Source organism: Methanohalophilus sp. WG1-DM (genome assembly GCF_004104135.1).
GTDB lineage: Archaea > Halobacteriota > Methanosarcinia > Methanosarcinales > Methanosarcinaceae > Methanohalophilus > Methanohalophilus euhalobius.
This window is the reverse complement of the sequence record NZ_RRBA01000005.1, coordinates 33629-50000: the sequence shown is the minus strand read 5'-3', so window position 1 is coordinate 50000 and position 16372 is coordinate 33629. Positions and strand designations below refer to the sequence as shown.

Here is a 16372-nt window from a genome sequence, read left to right as displayed (position 1 = left end):
TACAGATCATAATGCCCTTTCCGTGATGAAGGAAAGTAGTTGACAAAATATATCTATTATAGTAACTTAAATATTGAGTGAACATGGAAGTCAAAGAAAATTCTCATGGAATAAACGATCCATTTGAACTTGCACAGGCTCTGGACCCTGAAAGAAGTGTGGGCGAGCAACTCATAACATTTTGCCGACGTAACGATATTGCTTTTCTGGGAATGTTTGGCTCCTTTTCCAGAGGAGAACAAACTAAAGGTAGTGATATTGATCTGCTTGTTAGATTTTCTGAAAAGAAAATTTTGATTGATCACATAAGGATGGAAGAAGAGCTGGAAGATTTGCTCGGGACAAAAGTTGATATGGTTACTGAAAACTCATTGAGTCCCTGTATTATTCCTCATGTTCAGGAAAATTTGCAGAAATTGTATAGTGAAGGATAATTCCATTGTTTCTGTATTACTTCCACAATAGCCATTTTCATTTTGGAACCGGATGCCTTCTCCTGCAGCCATTGGTACCTATCAGCCTCTTGTCAACCCGGACTATACGGCACCGGTTTCATAATTCAAGGCCTCTGGATATTACTTTATTGAGCCTATGGTTGCCATTATGTATCCAGGTAATACCTTTGATGCTCACTGTAATCTTGTTACTTTCTTCCAGATATTCCATAATGGTCTTGAGCGCATTATGATTCATCTGTTTGGGCAACTTCCTTTTCAGTTCACCAACAGATATTATACTTTCATTCATATTTTGAATAGTATCCTCAATCTTCTCCATCATCGCCTCTCTCATCTGCATCATCGTCTCCCATATAGTAACCACCATGCAGGTCTGCCTGATGATACTTATCTGAAGTGAGTTTTTTTCCCCGCTTAGAAAGTATATCATTTCTCCAGAACTCATAACCAAAATTCTGTTCGAAATCCTGCCTGGGTAACCTGGCAACAAAATCTCTAAGAAAGGCATCCAGATAATCATAAGCTTCATTTTCATCCAGAAACCACAGCAGGATTGCCAGTGCTGTCACCCGGGATTTTTCTGAAGTATCTCCCCAGCTAAAGGTTTCATACTCGCTACCGGTTTTTTCCAGTACTTCAGGGGTAAGGGGATTTGCCATAAGGAATATTTCCCCGGTTTGCCAATTCCCTTTAATTTCAAGACCCTGTTCTATTACTCTCCTGTGATTGACAGCCTTATCGTCAATGATTTTGTCAAGACCAACTGTAACAATGTCCAAAACCCTGTCTAACAATCCCATACAATCCCTCATACAATTGATTTAACAACCACTTTTGAGCGCAACTCATCCATATCTATCTCATAATTAAGCAGAGATTGTACGTCGGTAGTATATGCCTCCACCTCATAGAGAGGCTCCTCATCCGAATACATCTGAATCAAAATCTTTTCTGTATGGGGAGCCAGTTCTGCAGCTGTACCCATCATATAAAACCAGGAAAGAAGTGAATCGACCTGTGAACGAACCGGAGGTTGATCATAAGCCCCAACCTATCATCGGCTCCCTCATACCATACCCCTCCATTATCCATGGTGGCTTCAAACTCCTGTGCAATTTCAATTACCAGGGCTTCGTGGTCCTCTGCTGCAGAATTGGAATATTCGGCTGCTACTGTGCCTGTAATACAAATTAAAAATAAGCCTAAAATATTATATTGAAGATTTTCATATGGGAACTATGCTCAATTAATATATACATGTTAACAGCAGCAGTATTTCAGAGAATTCAATAAAAATATTTATAAGTAAATCTGGTATAAGTTCTGATTTTTAGTATTAGGATGACTCCTGATTGCAGAATTAAAAAGAAGGAGTCATCTACCTCAGAAATTATTTTCAACTTACGTATTCCCAGTCAGTGGAACATATTCCATTGTAACTTGGTTGTGTAACGCCTGATGGATAAACTCCAGAATACTGACCAATTACACGATAATATGCTGAAGATGAATAATCATAAGTATCCTCTGCTTCAAGTTCGTAAACATTGTTTTCGGACTCAAATTCAATACCAACGATCTCTTCTTCCCCATCACCACGCCATAAATATGTGAGAACAGACATACTTGGTATCCTTGTATATGGGGTAGGTAACACCATTCGTTGCCAGGTTTTGTACGTAATTTCTGAACCATCATGGTCCAACTCAGAATTTACGACCCCGAAGTAAACACTTCGTGTTAGTCCAGTGGTAGCTGTGAATGTTTGTTTAGAATCAGGCCCTTCTGCAGCAGGATTTATCCAAGATACTTCCATGTCATAATATGACTCTGTTGTTGCATCTGGAGATTTAATCATAAGCTTCAGGGAACAACTGTTCAATATACTCTCCATATGTAATATCTGTACCCCACAATTTATTTGCAAGTTCAAGTCTTTCTTTCTCTGTTATAGAGGCAGAATCTGAGTTTGCACTTCCCACCCCTGCAAATAGTATCATCAACATGATAACCAGTGATACTACCATTGTTCGATTTATTGTTTTGTTCATTTCTTTCTTCACCTCCTTTTAATTTACTCCTGAGGCAAGACCCGCAAACCTTAAACTGTATCAAAGCCAACAACAATCTTGCCTCAGGGCGTTTTGGGGTCCAAGCCGACTCTGCAAATTCAGTTTGGCCCCCTTTTCACATTATGATAATGTGACATTGGAAAATTGTTTGTCACTCTATATAACTATTGTGACCATATTCTCCAACTGTATAATCTGCACTAATAAAAAGTGACTTTGTAGAATATATCATTTGTATAGCATAGATGGTTTGACATACTTGGCAAGTGTTTATATGTTTAATATGCTTCCTTTTTATTGATTCCATACCCCTTTGCCCTTATTTTCTTCTTACTGGAACGATGTTGGAAATTTGTTGACATCTCGATACATCCTGCTTTTAAAACAATCTCTAATAAATATTATATAGTCGTGAACCTATTTACTCTTGGGTGCATCATTGTGAAAAATATAAAGAGTGCAGCGAAGTTGTTCTGTTTGTTGCTGGTGATGATATCCCTTGTATCAACAAGTGGCTGTCTTCGCTCTTTTGAAGAGGAAAGCCAGTTGCAAATAATCAATATTGACGTCATGGCAAAGGATGTCAGGAGTGCTTTTGTCGATCTCAATGTCACGATGTATGTTGAAAATTATGGGGAGACTGCCAGCAATAATAATACGACCCTGGTCCTGAAGGCTTATAGTACCCGTACCGGGCTGCTTGAAATAGAAAAAGAAAATCCCATTGGCAATATTCCTGCTGAATCCACACGGAAGGTCACTGTACCCGTAAACCTTCCTAAAAAGGATGGTTACCGTGTGGTTGCACTGGTTTTTGAGGATGGCTCCCGGAAATCAGGCAGACAGATCACTCTGAATAATATTGAGGATTTGCAGGGAAGTCTGGAAACTCCGGGTGTTGAAATCAGTGAAATGGATTTCATGATAAGGGAAGTTGCTGAGAAAAAAGTGCTAATCCAGAATGATATCTATCTCACAAACGAGGGGGTTGGTGAAAATGAAAATTACCGGATGCTGGTCAAAGCCAGGGAAATGGATGCCAGCCTGATTGCTGATAAGGCGTGGACTGATACTGGTACGTTTGAACCGGATGAAACTGTGATCCGCTCGGTCAATCTTAGTGTCCCTGACAATTACAATTACGCAGTGGAGGTAATTCTCTGGGAAGATGACACCATTGTCAGGCAGGGAGTGGATTATGTCCAGCTGAATCCTGAGAAGGAAATCGATAAGGACAAGCGGTTGCAGACAAAGAATATCGATTCCGGGGATTTCGTTGTGGAGGGATTCGGTGAGGCTCCCGTGGAAGAAGAATCAGCATCAGAATATCCGACTGAGGAGCCAGGTACACCTGGTTTTGAAATATTTGGTGCTTTGATGATGCTTTGTATGGTGTATTTCGTGGCAAGGAGGAATAAGGATGAGTGAGGAAATTACTGATAACAGGAAAGACCTGGTGTACTATTTCAGACAGGCGAGTTTTGCAATACTGATGCTTTTGATTCTGCTATCGGTATTCAGGCTATATTTTGCCCTGGAAAATATTATCCGTACATGGTTTGAATACCAGTATGTGCCGATATTCAGGGCCGCTTATAACCTCGTTGTTCTTTTAGTAGCCCTGTACATTGTAATACACTATATTGTCAGGAAGCAGGATTGAACTGCTTTCCCTCTTTTCTTTTTTACCCGGCAGCTTTTATATATCGCCCGTTCATATGCACATCAGACAATGAATAAAAAACCAGAACTTCTTGCTCCTGCAGGCGACTACAATTCTCTGGTGGCTGCGGTTCAGAACGGGGCTGATGCAGTCTATTTCGGAGGTTCGGCCTTCAGTGCACGTGGTTATGCAGATAATTTCCCGGCTAACAATCTCGAAGAAGCGATTGATTATACCCATCTTTACGGGGTCAGGATCTATGTGACCGTAAATACCCTGATAAAGGACAGTGAATTTTCGCAGGCAATTGATTTTTTGACTGAATTATGCAATATGGGCGTGGATGCTGTCATCGTACAGGATGTCGGCCTGCTTGCCGCCTGCCGTAGCCACCTCCCCCAACTACCCGTTCATGCCAGTACCCAGATGACAGTACACAACACTGAGTCAGTGAAATTGCTGGAACAATACGGGATAAAACGTGTGGTCCTTTCCCGCGAGATGAGTCTGGAAGAGATTGCTGCCCTGAATGATAACACGGATATGGAACTCGAGGTTTTCGTGCACGGAGCTCTCTGTATCTCGTATTCCGGGCAGTGTCTTATGAGTAGCATGATTGGGGGAAGGAGCGGCAATAGAGGCTACTGCGCCCAGCCCTGTCGCAGGCAGTATTCGCTTAGTTGTGATAATGAAATTGTTGCAGCAGGCTACCTGCTAAGTCCCAAAGACCTGTGTGCAGCCCGTCTGATTCCGGAGCTGGTAGCAGCGGGTGTGGATTCTTTCAAAATAGAGGGCAGGATGAAAAGACCCGAATATGTAGGGGGTGTGGTCTCCATCTATCGCAAGCTTATCGACCGTTATTTTGCAGACCCCACAAAGTTCCATGTGGCCGAATCAGAGATACGTTATCTTGAACAACTTTTCAATCGGGGGTTCACCTCAGCCTATCTTGAAGGAAGTACCCGGGACATGATGGGTGCCGTCTCACCAGGTAATCGAGGCATTCCCATTGGGACAATTGTGGAAATGGGCAGGTACATGGATCGTGCTGTAGTTTTCCTTGAGGAAGACCTGGCTGTAGGCGACGGGATTGTTTCAAAAGCAGGTGACGGTGAAAAGATAGGTGTGATCTATCGGGCAGGCAGGCAGAAAAAAAGTGCCTCGGCCGGGGATACAATAGAGATCCCTTTCTCCGGACGCCTGGAGGAAGGGGATATCCTTTACCGTACTCTGGACAGCCGCCAGATAAAACAGTTGCAACAGACCTATACCTCTCCTGCACCACAACGTAAAATTCCGGTCGTTATGCATCTGGAAGCACGTTTTGGTCATCCTCTAAGTCTGTCAGTGAAGGATAGGGATTACAATTCCATATCCCTGCATTCTGACTATGTGGTCGAGGCGGCCAAAGGAAAAGCAGCCTCTGAAAAACAGTTGCGCAAACAGCTGGCAAAACTGGGTAATACGGCTTTTGTTCCCTCCTCTATATCTATAGAAATGGATGAAGGGATTTTCGTTCCTGTCGGTGTACTGAATGAGCTGCGCACTGATGCTGTGGACCTTCTGCGAAAAAAACGAACTGAACAATATCATCGGGAATGCAGCAAACCTTCCCTTGAGTCGGTGGATAGTAGTGCTGCATCCAATACAACCCCCTTGCTCTGTGTGGCTGTATCTTCGGTTGAAGATGCAAAAGCTGCTGTGGCTGCCGGTGCAGATGTGATATATTTCGCAGGACTGCCCATGCCTTCGGTTGATGAAATTGCTATAGTTAAGGAACAATGCCAGAGTTACGGAACATCTCTTTATCTTTCCACCCCGCGAATCATTAAAAACGGGGAAATGAAAGATCTTTTCTGGCTGCTGGAAGAGGCACGGGAATGCAGTGGGCTGCTTGTGGCCAACATGGGGATGATCGGGCTGGCATCGGATAAGAAAATTCCTTTTGTTATCGACACCCCGCTTAATGTTTTCAACCATCATTCCTGTAGTATCCTGAAAAACCTCGGGGCCCGAAGGGTCACTGCATCTGTGGAACTGACTCTGGATGAACTCGGTCAGGTAGCTGACGGTTGCAGCAGTCTGGAATGCATCGCGGAAGGCAACTTCGAGGTAATGGTCTCAGAATATTGCCCCCTTTCACACACTTCTAGATGTTCGGATTCCTGTCACAAGGTGGAAAGTGTCCTGGTCGACAGGAAAGGCTATTCATTTCCCCTGAAAACGGATGAACACTGCCGGATGCACCTGCTTAACTCCCGGGGATTGAGCATGCTTGATTACCTGGAGGACGTGATTGCCACAGGGGTTTCTGCTATACGTATTGAAGCCCGCTGGGAATCACCGGGTGATATCGGCAGTCTGGTTGGCCTGTACAGGCAGGTTCTGGATGGCAGGGCGACTACAAAGAAAATGCGTGCAGGCAAAAAATATACCACTGGTCACTTCTATCGGGGTGTACTATGAAAGTATTCCTATCAGGTTCTATCAGGGGAGGCAGGCAAAACCTCCCGATTTATCAGCAAATGGTACAGATTATAGAAAACGAAGGACACGATGTGGCCAGTCTGCACGTGGCTGATCCACATGTTGAAGAAAACGAAGCAGGCATGTCTGAATCCGAAATTTTTGAAAGGGATATGCATCTGCTTGATGGCTGTGACTGCATGGTTGCGGAGGTTTCTCTTGCCTCCACAGGTGTTGGATATGAGGTATGCTCTGCCCTGAACCTCGGTATTCCGGTACAATGTGTTTACCGCGAGGGTTCAACAGTTTCTGCAATGCTGCTGGGAAACACCAACCACCTGATCCTCCTGGATGCCTACCGTGAAGAAAAAGATCTCGAAGCCCTCATCCGGTCGTTTTTGGACTTTGTGAGCGGTGAAGATCAGGTGGAATGACCTTCCAGTCCAGCGTGGATGAAAGACAATCCCCTGCATTGGAAACAAATATATAATTATGCTGCATAGTTTCGTGTATGGTAGGATCAGAAATAATTCTCGTTCTTGTAGCTATTATTGTAGCCCTTATGATCTATAAGACTCTCAAGACCGTAAAAAGCCTCATAGTAAACACCATTCTCGGCCTTGCCATAATCGTGGGAGCAAACATCCTTTTCGGATTGGGTATAGCTTACTCGGCTGTGGTAATTCTGACATGTGCTATTGGCGGACCAATCGGGGCCTTACTGGTAATTCTGCTCAACCAGCTCGGCATATTCTTCTGAAGGTTTGCGGGCCACCAGGAAAATCGAATGCCGGGTGTATTCTTCGCCTCTGAATATCTTTTTTTTCATCCTGTTTTCTTTTTTACTGATATCCAGTTTATCAAAAAGATCCTCTAATTCTTCCATAATGAAATAGTGGTATATAATTCCGTTTTTGCGCCGGAATGTATGCTGCTCCACGGCATCTCCTCCATAGCGCATATCCTCCCTGCCAAAAGCCTCGAAGATAAGTTTTCCTCCCGGTTTCAGTACTTGCATAATCTGGTTTGCGGCCTGTTTTCTTTCCGCCTCAAACAGGTGCTGGAGTACCCCCTGGCACAGTACCACATCAAAAAAAGAGTGTGGAAAAGGAAGGTCTGTAATGCTTGCCCTGCATAACGGCAATTCTGCCTTTTCCCGCAATCTCAAAAGGCCACGCTGGGAGACATCACAGCCCGCCACTATATATTCACGCGAGAGGGAGATGGCATACCTGCCGTGGCCGCAGCCGGCATCCAGAATAAGTTCGCCCCCTTCAAGTTCCTCCTGCAGGGAGGCTATATCCAGGGGTCCCGCCCACCGGACATGACGGAACTCCTCATCCCAGGCGCTGAAGTGTTCGCAGGCCATATCAGGGCCTGTACGTGGCGGCTTCCCTGAATCGCCTGATCAGGAATTCCTTTTCCAGTGAGGACAAAAACCACCCTGCTTTCGGACCGGAAGCCTGGCCCAGCAGGGATATGTAGAGGGCTTTGAACAGATCCTTCGGGCCGATGGTAAATTCCTCCCCCAGTATTTTCTCCATCTCCCTGTGCAGCCTGCCTCCTTCTTCCTTTGCGGAATAGACAAGATTGTGATACTCAGAACCATCAAGCTCTGCGCTTTCTTCCAGGGCATCGGCAAGGGTTGTCAGGAATGCTCGTTGTTTGTCAGAAAGGGTGGCTGCAAGTTCGGGCAGTTTTTCCTGAACACTGAATTTTGCGAAGGGAGGAGCGTACATATCAAGCCAGTTGCCCACATTATCAGCGAGCTGTTTTATGCATTCCGTATTTTTGGTATCGTAACCCGCTCGCTCTACGATTTTCAATATTCTGTTGAAATCTCCGTGAGCTACCTGGTGGATGGTAGTCATGTGTTTGAAAGGGATGTCAGTATGGCACAGGCTGCTTGCATGGGAAAGTTCCTTTACACGCCTGTCATATTCGGAGTTGCCTCCTGTATGATGGAGTTTCTCATACTGGTCCACAAGAGTGAGCAGCGGCTGTGCAGGGTCAAAACGGATGTGTTTTTCGGGCTTGGTTCGGATGATCAGATATCTCAGGACCTCAGGAGGTACGACCTTGAGCATGTCCGCAATGGATACGACCACACCGGTGGATGAGGACATCGCCCCTTCATTACCCAGCATGATCCATTCATAGACGATAGGATGTGGGGGTTCGCAGCCAAAGATATCCCGGGCGATACGTTTGCCGGTGTCATAGGAGCCGCCCCTCGAGGCGTGGTCCTTGCCGAAAGGTTCCACAGTCACGCCGAGGATCTGCCAGCGAGCAGGCCAATCCACACGCCAGGTAAGTTTTCCGCCGCCCTGGATGGGTACAGTGCCGCGGTGGCCGCAGGAACAGGTGTAATCCACTGTTTCTTCCCTTTCATCGAAACCTGTAACCTTTGTGGTATTGATCTTTCCACACTGCATGCAGATCGGGTTGAAAGGATTCCAGTCATCAGTAGGTTCCTTTCCTGAAACCTCTTTCAGGATGGCTGCAATCTCATCCCTCTTTTTCAGGGCAGTTTTTATTGCCTCGTTATACCTGCCTGATTTGTACATTTCATCTGCCAGGTATACTTCAGGTTTGATTCCCAGCCGGTGCAGGGAATTCAGGAAAGGTTGCAGGAAATGATCTGCATAATTCTTGCATTCTCCACAGGGACAGGGAATCTCGGAGAGAGGTTTACCCACATGTTCCTCATAACTTTCATCCAGAAACGGATAGACCTTTCTCAATGGGTCGTAGGTGTCTGCAATGTAGATCAGTTCTGCGTCTGCATCCCTGTCAAGTAATGCACGATATGCGGCATCGGCTGTCACAACCTCTCGCATGTTCCCGACATGGATATGGCCGGAGGGGGTGATACCGGTGGCAACGAGGTGTGTGTTTCCCCTTTCAAGGGCTTCTTCAGCAACAACATCTGCCCAGTGTGTAATTTCTGTCATTATGTTCACCGATAATGATTTTGTCCAAATTTTCTATGATTATGTGCCCTTCTAAAGGCGTCATGTTTTAAATGGATATCTGTAGGCATCGAAATTTATTTATCAATAAGACCCTATCGGATAGCCATGATTCCTTCCAGGGCGTTCCTCACAAAGGGAACAGGTATCCATCGGGATAAACTGGCTTCCTTTGAACTTGCGTTAAGGGATGCGGGCATTGAAAAATATAATCTTGTGAGTGTTTCCAGTATTCTTCCACCGGGTTGCAGGATAATTCCAAAGGAGGAGGGTCTTGAATCTCTCCGTCCTGGAGAGATCGTCTATTCCGTACTTGCCCGCAACCAGACCAATGAAGCTCATCGTCTGGTAGCTTCGGCAGTAGGTATGGCGGTACCCGTGAATGAGGATAATTACGGATACATTTCAGAACATCATTCCTTCGGGGAAGATGAGGATACCGCAGGGATGTATGCAGAGGATATCGCTGCTACAATGCTAGCAACCACCCTGGGTATTGAGTTTGATGCAGATTCCGCCTGGCAGGAAAGGGAACAGCTCTACCGGGCCAGCGGTCATATTATCAATACTTCTCATTTCTGCCAGACCGCCAAAGGCGACAAGAGCGGCCTCTGGACAACCGTTGTGGCTGCTATGGTATTTGTGGAGTGAGTCAATCAGTAAGTTCTGTGGTGATTTCTTCCAGATCGCAGAAATCAGACCTGAAATTATAGGCCCCGGCATTTATGAATGTAATAGGATCGCCAATTTGCGGCCTCTTTCCGAGATAGACACGATACCTGAACAGGTCCATTGAACAGGGTGTACAACCCTTGATCACATAGGCTTCCCCTTCCCGGCTGCTGACCTCATTCTCCACACGCAGTTTTACAGGTACCAGGATCGCATCCATATCACTGTTGTAAACGGAAGCATTCACGATAACATTATCCTCATACACCGCCATCACATAGGTTACCAGTTTGCCGGCAGGTGCGGCGATAAACCTCCCCGGCTCAATCATGAGGGATATGTCCCTGTCATGCAACCATTTCCTGAAATCTGTAATTCTTTTGAAAATACCTCCGATGACATCGGCATTACTGTTGGCATAGACCGAAGGCAAACCTCCCCCGATATTGAGGATATCTATGGCTTCCAGTGTTTCAGGACTGATAACATCCTCAATATCCCGCTGCAGTTTCCACTCGCTCACGTTCTGGGTCTTCCTGTGGAAATGTATGCCGAGTTTACCGACATTAGGACTGTCAACAAGTTCGGCAATGCGCCGGTTGATGGTCGCAGAAGGCATACCAAAAACAAAATAGCGTTCGGTACGGATGGAATTTTCCCGCAGTTTGAGCCTGAGCATAAGGTTGACCTTATGGTTGGTGTCCTTAAGGGTTGCAAGCAGGACATCAAGATCGTGCTCGTTGTCCAGAATGAAATTCCGAATGCCCCTGTCGTAGAGATCTTTTGCCTGGGCACTGCTCCACCCCTGTGCCAGAAATACCGTCCTGGATAGGTCTCGTATATGTTTCAGCTCGTTTTCCATATGGACGCTGAAAAGACAATCCGTCATCTCTTCAAGTACGGAGGTGACTTTGGGGTTCGTCTTGGAACTGTATGAGACAATGTCAGCTATATCCTCCACCAGATTATACTGCTGCATAATAACTTTTTTTGAAAGAATGAATTTGGGATCAGGGACAGTCATTTTATAAATCTCTTTATTTATTTTCTATATTCAGTAATCCTTCTTCGTATAGTTCATCCAGTGCTCGTGTCATTGCCATGGGGAAGGTTATGCTTACATCACCGATAACCGTGGCAATATCACTTTCGTCCTTAACTTTGCCCCAGGATTTTGCTTCACTTGTATTGGCACCGGACATGCTCCCTGAAGTGCGGTGGGCCGTGGTCATGTATACAGCGTATTCCGCCCCTCCATTGAGCAATGTAGCAAGGATTGCATGATGTTTGGATATTGAACCACCCAGGGCGATCACTCCTTTCCTGTCATCATAGCTGGTGGTAAGGAGGATGTTGCCGAAATCTTTCACGACATCAACTATGAAATCCGGGTTTTCCTGCTGGAAAAGAAACAGGTGGAATCCGAAGGCACCATCGGTTATGGCGGGACAGAAAACAGGCACATTATTCTTTGCTGCCTGGTAAAGGATTGAGTTTTGGTCATCCAAAAGCAGGCCGATTTCCCGCAGCATCTCTGATACAGACCATCGGTTTTGCTTAGCGTAAAGTTTCCTGAGAATATCTGTGATCATATCCTCGAAATTCATGTAACTTTGATTCTGGATCAGGAGATTCCCGACTCTGTTTATTCCTCTCTCATGGAGTTCCACATCGTCTGTATTGAAGTTGCCGATGGAGAAAACTTCCCCGGTAGCCTTCATTATATCTTCTTCAAGGCCCCCGACTGTTGTAACAAGCACATCTGCAATTCCCAATTCAATTAGCTGGGCAAAAAATCCTCTCAGCCCGGAAGTAACCATGTTAGAGGTAAATGTAAGGAAAACCTTTGCTGAATCCTTTTTCATCTTGACGATTACTTCGGATGCCCGATGCAGTTCTACACTCTGAAAACCCACATTCTCATAGGAATCAACGAGTTCTGACACCCTCATGTCTTTTTTCCAGTGGAGATCCTTTACCTGAACCATTGTATATCACGACTTTTAGGATACAATTCATGTTCTTATTCACTTAAAAAGTTGTTCGGCATTTGTGTGGGCATTGTTCAGTTAAGAAATAAATAGGGGGATTCATACCCCATTTAAAGGGGATGAAAATGGAACAGAATGCATTATTAGATTTAATACCGGTAGACCTTAAATCTTTCGTGCAAAGGAAAAGAAGGGATCTAAAAGCCATAGCATTATCCATACTTGTGTACCAGCAGGGACTTAAGTTTGAGGAAAACCTCAGAACTATTATCATATTTTGGTGAATCGATAAGTTACAGGGGAGTACATTACCGGGTACAGAAATTCAGCTTGTGCATCAGCCTTATGCTGGTAAATTACCAGATACCATAGTAGTTGAAAGTACAGTTTGCAAGCCAGTACTGGTTCTTATACGCGGCATACCAAAGAGGGCAGTTGTGGATGGGGGCCATGGTACACTGTTATAGAGAAACTCGGGATTAAGAGAACTGTAATATCCGGGGGTATCAGAAATTATATCGAGCGATGGTTCAAATCATTTAAAAGGAGGATTAAGATGTTCGATAAATCTTTCCCACATAAAGAGGGACTTGTTCAGCATATTAATAACTGAATACAAATGTTTATCGCTTATCATAATTACATCAGAAATCATCAAAATCTAAATTCATATACCATTATCAATGGGAAAGATGCTTTTACTGAACAGTGCCCATATCATAAATTATATTAATAATAAGTTCGCTGCTAAAAATTGCTTTATATAACTTCATGCATCTTGAAAAACACCAATTAAAGCCGGCAGATGATAAACATATGCTCCCCTTCAAAGAAAATATACTTGAGTTAATTCCTTCAACCCATGGCGGACTTATCCGGAAGACCTCACAGCAGTATTCCATTCCCCTCTCCGATATAGTGGATTTTAGTGCCAGTTTGAATCCTCTGGGCAGCCCTTTTGATAATCCTGAATGGGATATGGACCTGCAGGATTTGTTTGCCACTTCCTTTGAAAAAATGGGCCAATATCCTGATAATCGCTATCTTGAATACAGAGCTGCAGCTGCCTTTTTTGTAGGAGGGGGTGCAGATGCTGTTAACATTGTCCCCGGTAATGGTTCGTCGGAAATCATCAGGCTTGTCGCCGGTTGTATTCTCAATGAAGGGGATGAGGTAATGATTCCCCAGCCCACCTTTGCTGAATATGAGCAGCAATGCAGGGTGGCAGGGGCAAAAATTGTGTATTATCCGGTAGAATCCCTGCTTTCCATCTCTGAGGATGCCCTGGAATCGGCACGTATCCTTTTTGTTTGCAATCCCAACAATCCTACAGGTAAGTTGCTGGCAAGGGAAGATATCCTGCGCCTTGCAGGACTTTGTGCAGAAACCGGTACCCTGCTTTTTGTTGATGAAGCTTTTATTGAACTATCCGATATATCAAGTACTGTCGTTGATGTTGCCATCTCTAATGATCATGTTTTCGTAATGAGGTCACTTACCAAATCATTTGCACTACCGGGTATACGTATGGGATTTGGTGTCGCATCTGAGACAATGGCTGAAAAATTGAATACTGCCCGTCTGCCCTGGAATATGGGCTCTCTTGCCGAAGAGGTGGGATGTTCCCTGATGGGGATGGAGGGCGGTATGGAGTCAGCATACCTGAATGTGTCCCGCCAGAAGATAACTGAATACAGGGATTATCTTGTAGAGAGACTGAATGATATCTATGGTTTTCATCCTCATTCAAGTTCTGTAAATTATATACTTGTGGATATCTCCGAGCTCCTTATGGATTCTGTAGAACTTACAGAAAGACTTGCAAGACATGGTGTGCTTATCAGGGATTGCAGTTCTTTCCCGCTGATGGAAAACGATTTTATCCGGCTTGCCGTCCGCCCTCCTGAAGAAACGGATATACTGATTCATACTATTGGTGAGGTCCTTACAGAATCCGGCAAGGATTATGCCGAGGAAAAACTGAAGGAAACCATCAAAGGGGCTTCTTGCGGATGTTCTTCAAGCCGCAATACCTGTGAGTATTATCCCTGTCATTTCGAAGGCCAGGACTGTACTTTCTGTTTCTGTCCCTTCTACCCATGCGAAGATACGCGCACGGGGGGTAAATGGATAGATAGCACTACAGGCAGCAGGGTTTGGAGCTGTGAGGACTGTGTGCTTGTCCATAATTCAGATGTTGTACACAAGATGCTTAACATTCTCATGGAGGATGGTGGTACTGACGTCAGTCTCAAAAAAGCCTGGGATGAAGTAATAGGTGTCGGTTTATAATTTATACCATCCCTGATTATCAATTCGTAGTCGGTTTATCCGGGATTGTGAAGGTAAATGTACTTCCTTTCCCGACCTCACTTTTCAGTCCGACCTGCCCACCATGCATTTCCACTAGTTCCCTGACAAGGGAAAGCCCCAGTCCGGTGCCCTTATGTTCACTGGATTTGGAGGATTTGACCTGCTGGAATGGTTCAAAAATTGTAGCCTGCTCGCTCTCGGGTATGCCTATGCCGGTGTCCGAGACTGCAACTTTCAATTTGTCCTTTTCTTGATTGGCAATAATTGTAATTGTTCCTTTATCCGGGGTGAACTTGGCTGCATTGCTCAGCAGGTTGTACATAATCTGTTTGAACTTTTTCCTGTCGGCATAAACCCTGATATCTTCAGAAGGTAACTCCATTTGCAGGCCTATATTCTTTTTGGAGATTAGGGGTTTGGTTAATTTACTGATCTCATCCAATGCTTCATGCAGCTCAAAACTACTGTATTCAAGTTGTTTTTGTCCTGCCTCTATCTTTGAAAGATCAAGAATATCATTAATCAGACTTAGCAGATGTTTGCCACTTCTGGCAATGTTGGACACATATTTCTTCTGGGGATCATTGAGTTCACCTTTTACTTCTTCCAGCAGGATATCGGAAAATCCAATCACCGAATTCAAAGGTGTTCTCAATTCATGACTCATATTTGCCAGAAATTCACTCTTGGCCTGGTTCGCTTCTTCTGCAGCCTTTTTTGCTTCGATGGCATTTTCTTCGGCATTTTTGCGTTCCGATATGTCCTGAAACAGTTCCAGAATGTATGTATCCCCTTTTATGGTAATTTCCTGTGCATTTTTCAATATGGGTTTTTTATTCCGTTTTTGCACTTTATTGCGGTATCCATTCCTCTGAATCCTTCCTCCCCCTCCTCCCATATGGGGCATTTTTTTGAGGCGGATCCCTTGGGGCAAACGATATCACATAGTTGTCCGACGAGTTCTTCTTTTTTATAACCTGTAATCTCACATGTACGGTAGTTTACATCTTTTATAATGTAATCCTGACCTATCATCAGGATGCCGCCGGGCATGTTTTCATATATTGTCTTTAACTTTTCTTCAACTTCGACTCTTTGTGTAATGTCATTTCCGATGGCAAGAAGGCCGGTTACTTCTCCCTCATCATCTTTTAGTGTCGTGTCATACCAATCGACAATGATTTCATTGCCTTCTTTTGTGACAATAGGGTTGATATTGCCTTCAGTAGAGTGACTGCAAATCGCCTTTTTGAATACGGATTTGATATTTCCCCTTTCTCTGTCAGGTATGAATCTGGAAAACCAATCTTCTCCCTTTACTTCCTTGAGTTTGTAGCCGGAAAGTTTTTCCATATGGGGATTATAATATACTATCTTTCCCTGCCTGTCAAGAACAGCCACAATCACTCTGGCAGTGCCGATTAGGCCGGTTAAAAGGTCGATTTCTTTTACCAAACTGTCTTCATTCTGTTTTTCTTCAGTGATGTCCCTTATTATTCCCAGGTGTCCGTATATTCTGGATTTTTCTGTAAAAAGAGGTGATATTTTAATCTGGCAGCAGAACGTGCTTCCATCCTTGCGTTTACTGGCATCTTCAATATCATGAGGCTTTCCTGAATAGAGGTTTGAGAACATTTCTTTTTTCTGTTCCGAGGTCAGCTCTTGCTCATGGAAAATTGTTATTGATTTGCCTTTTATTTCAGGCAAGGTCATCCGAACATCTCTTCTGCAGTTCGGTTCACAAAATTGATTGTAAAATCAGGAT

20 protein-coding genes are annotated in these 16372 nt (G+C 44.4%); 9 read left to right on the top strand and 11 right to left on the bottom strand.

Annotated elements, in window-relative coordinates; all coding sequences use genetic code 11:
• The first annotated feature begins 83 nt into the window (after positions 1-83).
• Entirely contained in the window at positions 84-434 is a 351-nt protein-coding gene (locus CI957_RS05180) for a nucleotidyltransferase family protein (protein WP_096712391.1), read from the top strand.
• Between the two features lie 118 nt (positions 435-552).
• Here the strand turns inward: CI957_RS05180 and CI957_RS05175 are convergent, their stop codons facing one another.
• The 5 genes from CI957_RS05175 to CI957_RS05155 form a co-directional block, all read right to left on the bottom strand.
• Complete coding sequence (locus CI957_RS05175) at positions 553-780, bottom strand: hypothetical protein (protein ID WP_241645930.1); 228 nt, start codon at positions 778-780, stop codon at positions 553-555.
• On the bottom strand, positions 764-1258 hold the full coding sequence (locus CI957_RS05170; RefSeq protein WP_128754371.1) for a DUF6166 domain-containing protein: 495 nt from the start codon (positions 1256-1258) through the stop codon (positions 764-766). Before CI957_RS05170 ends, CI957_RS05175 begins: the two co-directional genes overlap by 17 nt.
• 8 nt (positions 1259-1266) lie before the next feature.
• Positions 1267-1446, bottom strand: a complete 180-nt coding sequence (locus CI957_RS05165; RefSeq protein WP_123151420.1) for a hypothetical protein — start codon at positions 1444-1446, stop codon at positions 1267-1269.
• A gap of 408 nt (positions 1447-1854) precedes the next feature.
• Positions 1855-2316, bottom strand: coding sequence for a hypothetical protein (locus tag CI957_RS05160; protein WP_128754370.1), 462 nt, complete (start codon positions 2314-2316; stop codon positions 1855-1857).
• Complete coding sequence (locus CI957_RS05155) at positions 2309-2509, bottom strand: hypothetical protein (protein WP_096712395.1); 201 nt, start codon at positions 2507-2509, stop codon at positions 2309-2311. Before CI957_RS05155 ends, CI957_RS05160 begins: the two co-directional genes overlap by 8 nt.
• 462 nt (positions 2510-2971) lie before the next feature.
• On the opposite strand from CI957_RS05155, the gene CI957_RS05150 reads away from it, so the two are divergent.
• From CI957_RS05150 to CI957_RS05130, 5 genes are all read left to right on the top strand, one after another.
• Positions 2972-3958 carry a hypothetical protein gene (locus CI957_RS05150; protein ID WP_128754369.1) on the top strand — a complete coding sequence of 329 codons (987 nt, stop codon included), beginning with the start codon at positions 2972-2974 and terminating at the stop codon, positions 3956-3958.
• Positions 3951-4193 carry a hypothetical protein gene (locus CI957_RS05145; RefSeq protein WP_096712786.1) on the top strand — a complete coding sequence of 81 codons (243 nt, stop codon included), beginning with the start codon at positions 3951-3953 and terminating at the stop codon, positions 4191-4193. Before CI957_RS05150 ends, CI957_RS05145 begins: the two co-directional genes overlap by 8 nt.
• A 69-nt stretch (positions 4194-4262) precedes the next feature.
• Positions 4263-6659 (top strand): DUF3656 domain-containing protein, encoded by a 2397-nt coding sequence (locus tag CI957_RS05140; RefSeq protein ID WP_128754368.1) that lies wholly within the window; start codon positions 4263-4265, stop codon positions 6657-6659.
• Positions 6656-7093, top strand: a complete 438-nt coding sequence (locus tag CI957_RS05135; RefSeq protein WP_096712784.1) for a nucleoside 2-deoxyribosyltransferase — start codon at positions 6656-6658, stop codon at positions 7091-7093. The genes CI957_RS05140 and CI957_RS05135 overlap by 4 nt, the downstream gene beginning before the upstream one ends.
• Before the next feature lie 77 nt (positions 7094-7170).
• Positions 7171-7419 (top strand): pro-sigmaK processing inhibitor BofA family protein, encoded by a 249-nt coding sequence (locus tag CI957_RS05130; RefSeq protein WP_096712783.1) that lies wholly within the window; start codon positions 7171-7173, stop codon positions 7417-7419.
• Here the strand turns inward: CI957_RS05130 and CI957_RS05125 are convergent.
• Both CI957_RS05125 and lysS read right to left on the bottom strand, forming a co-directional pair.
• A complete protein-coding gene (locus tag CI957_RS05125; RefSeq protein WP_128754367.1) occupies positions 7378-8028 on the bottom strand; it encodes a class I SAM-dependent methyltransferase in 651 nt (216 codons plus the stop codon). The two genes, CI957_RS05130 and CI957_RS05125, sit on opposite strands and share 42 nt — an antisense overlap.
• Before the next feature lies 1 nt (position 8029).
• Positions 8030-9613 carry a lysine--tRNA ligase gene (lysS, locus tag CI957_RS05120; RefSeq protein WP_128754366.1) on the bottom strand — a complete coding sequence of 528 codons (1584 nt, stop codon included), beginning with the start codon at positions 9611-9613 and terminating at the stop codon, positions 8030-8032.
• Positions 9614-9739: 126 nt separating this feature from the next.
• On the opposite strand from lysS, the gene CI957_RS05115 reads away from it, so the two are divergent.
• Entirely contained in the window at positions 9740-10282 is a 543-nt protein-coding gene (locus tag CI957_RS05115; RefSeq protein WP_128754365.1) for a pyruvoyl-dependent arginine decarboxylase, read from the top strand.
• A 1-nt stretch (position 10283) separates the two neighbouring features.
• Here the strand turns inward: CI957_RS05115 and CI957_RS05110 are convergent, their stop codons facing one another.
• Together CI957_RS05110 and CI957_RS05105 are read right to left on the bottom strand one after the other, a co-directional pair.
• Entirely contained in the window at positions 10284-11327 is a 1044-nt protein-coding gene (locus CI957_RS05110; RefSeq protein WP_128754364.1) for a decarboxylase, read from the bottom strand.
• A 13-nt stretch (positions 11328-11340) separates the two neighbouring features.
• Positions 11341-12291: a deoxyhypusine synthase family protein gene (locus CI957_RS05105; RefSeq protein WP_128754363.1), complete on the bottom strand. Its 951-nt coding sequence runs from the start codon at positions 12289-12291 to the stop codon at positions 11341-11343.
• 128 nt (positions 12292-12419) lie between these two features.
• Between CI957_RS05105 and CI957_RS10605 the strand changes: the two genes are divergently transcribed.
• Together CI957_RS10605 and cobD are read left to right on the top strand one after the other, a co-directional pair.
• Positions 12420-12578 carry a hypothetical protein gene (locus tag CI957_RS10605; RefSeq protein ID WP_164909032.1) on the top strand — a complete coding sequence of 53 codons (159 nt, stop codon included), beginning with the start codon at positions 12420-12422 and terminating at the stop codon, positions 12576-12578.
• 487 nt (positions 12579-13065) lie between these two features.
• On the top strand, positions 13066-14586 hold the full coding sequence (gene cobD / locus CI957_RS05100; RefSeq protein ID WP_128754362.1) for a threonine-phosphate decarboxylase CobD: 1521 nt from the start codon (positions 13066-13068) through the stop codon (positions 14584-14586).
• A gap of 19 nt (positions 14587-14605) precedes the next feature.
• Here cobD and CI957_RS05095 read toward each other — a convergent pair whose 3' ends face one another.
• Positions 14606-15457, bottom strand: a complete 852-nt coding sequence (locus CI957_RS05095) for a HAMP domain-containing sensor histidine kinase (RefSeq protein ID WP_164909031.1) — start codon at positions 15455-15457, stop codon at positions 14606-14608.
• On the bottom strand, positions 15427-16320 hold the full coding sequence (locus CI957_RS05090; RefSeq protein ID WP_128754360.1) for a PAS domain S-box protein: 894 nt from the start codon (positions 16318-16320) through the stop codon (positions 15427-15429). The genes CI957_RS05095 and CI957_RS05090 overlap by 31 nt, the downstream gene beginning before the upstream one ends.
• Positions 16321-16372: the final 52 nt, after the last annotated feature.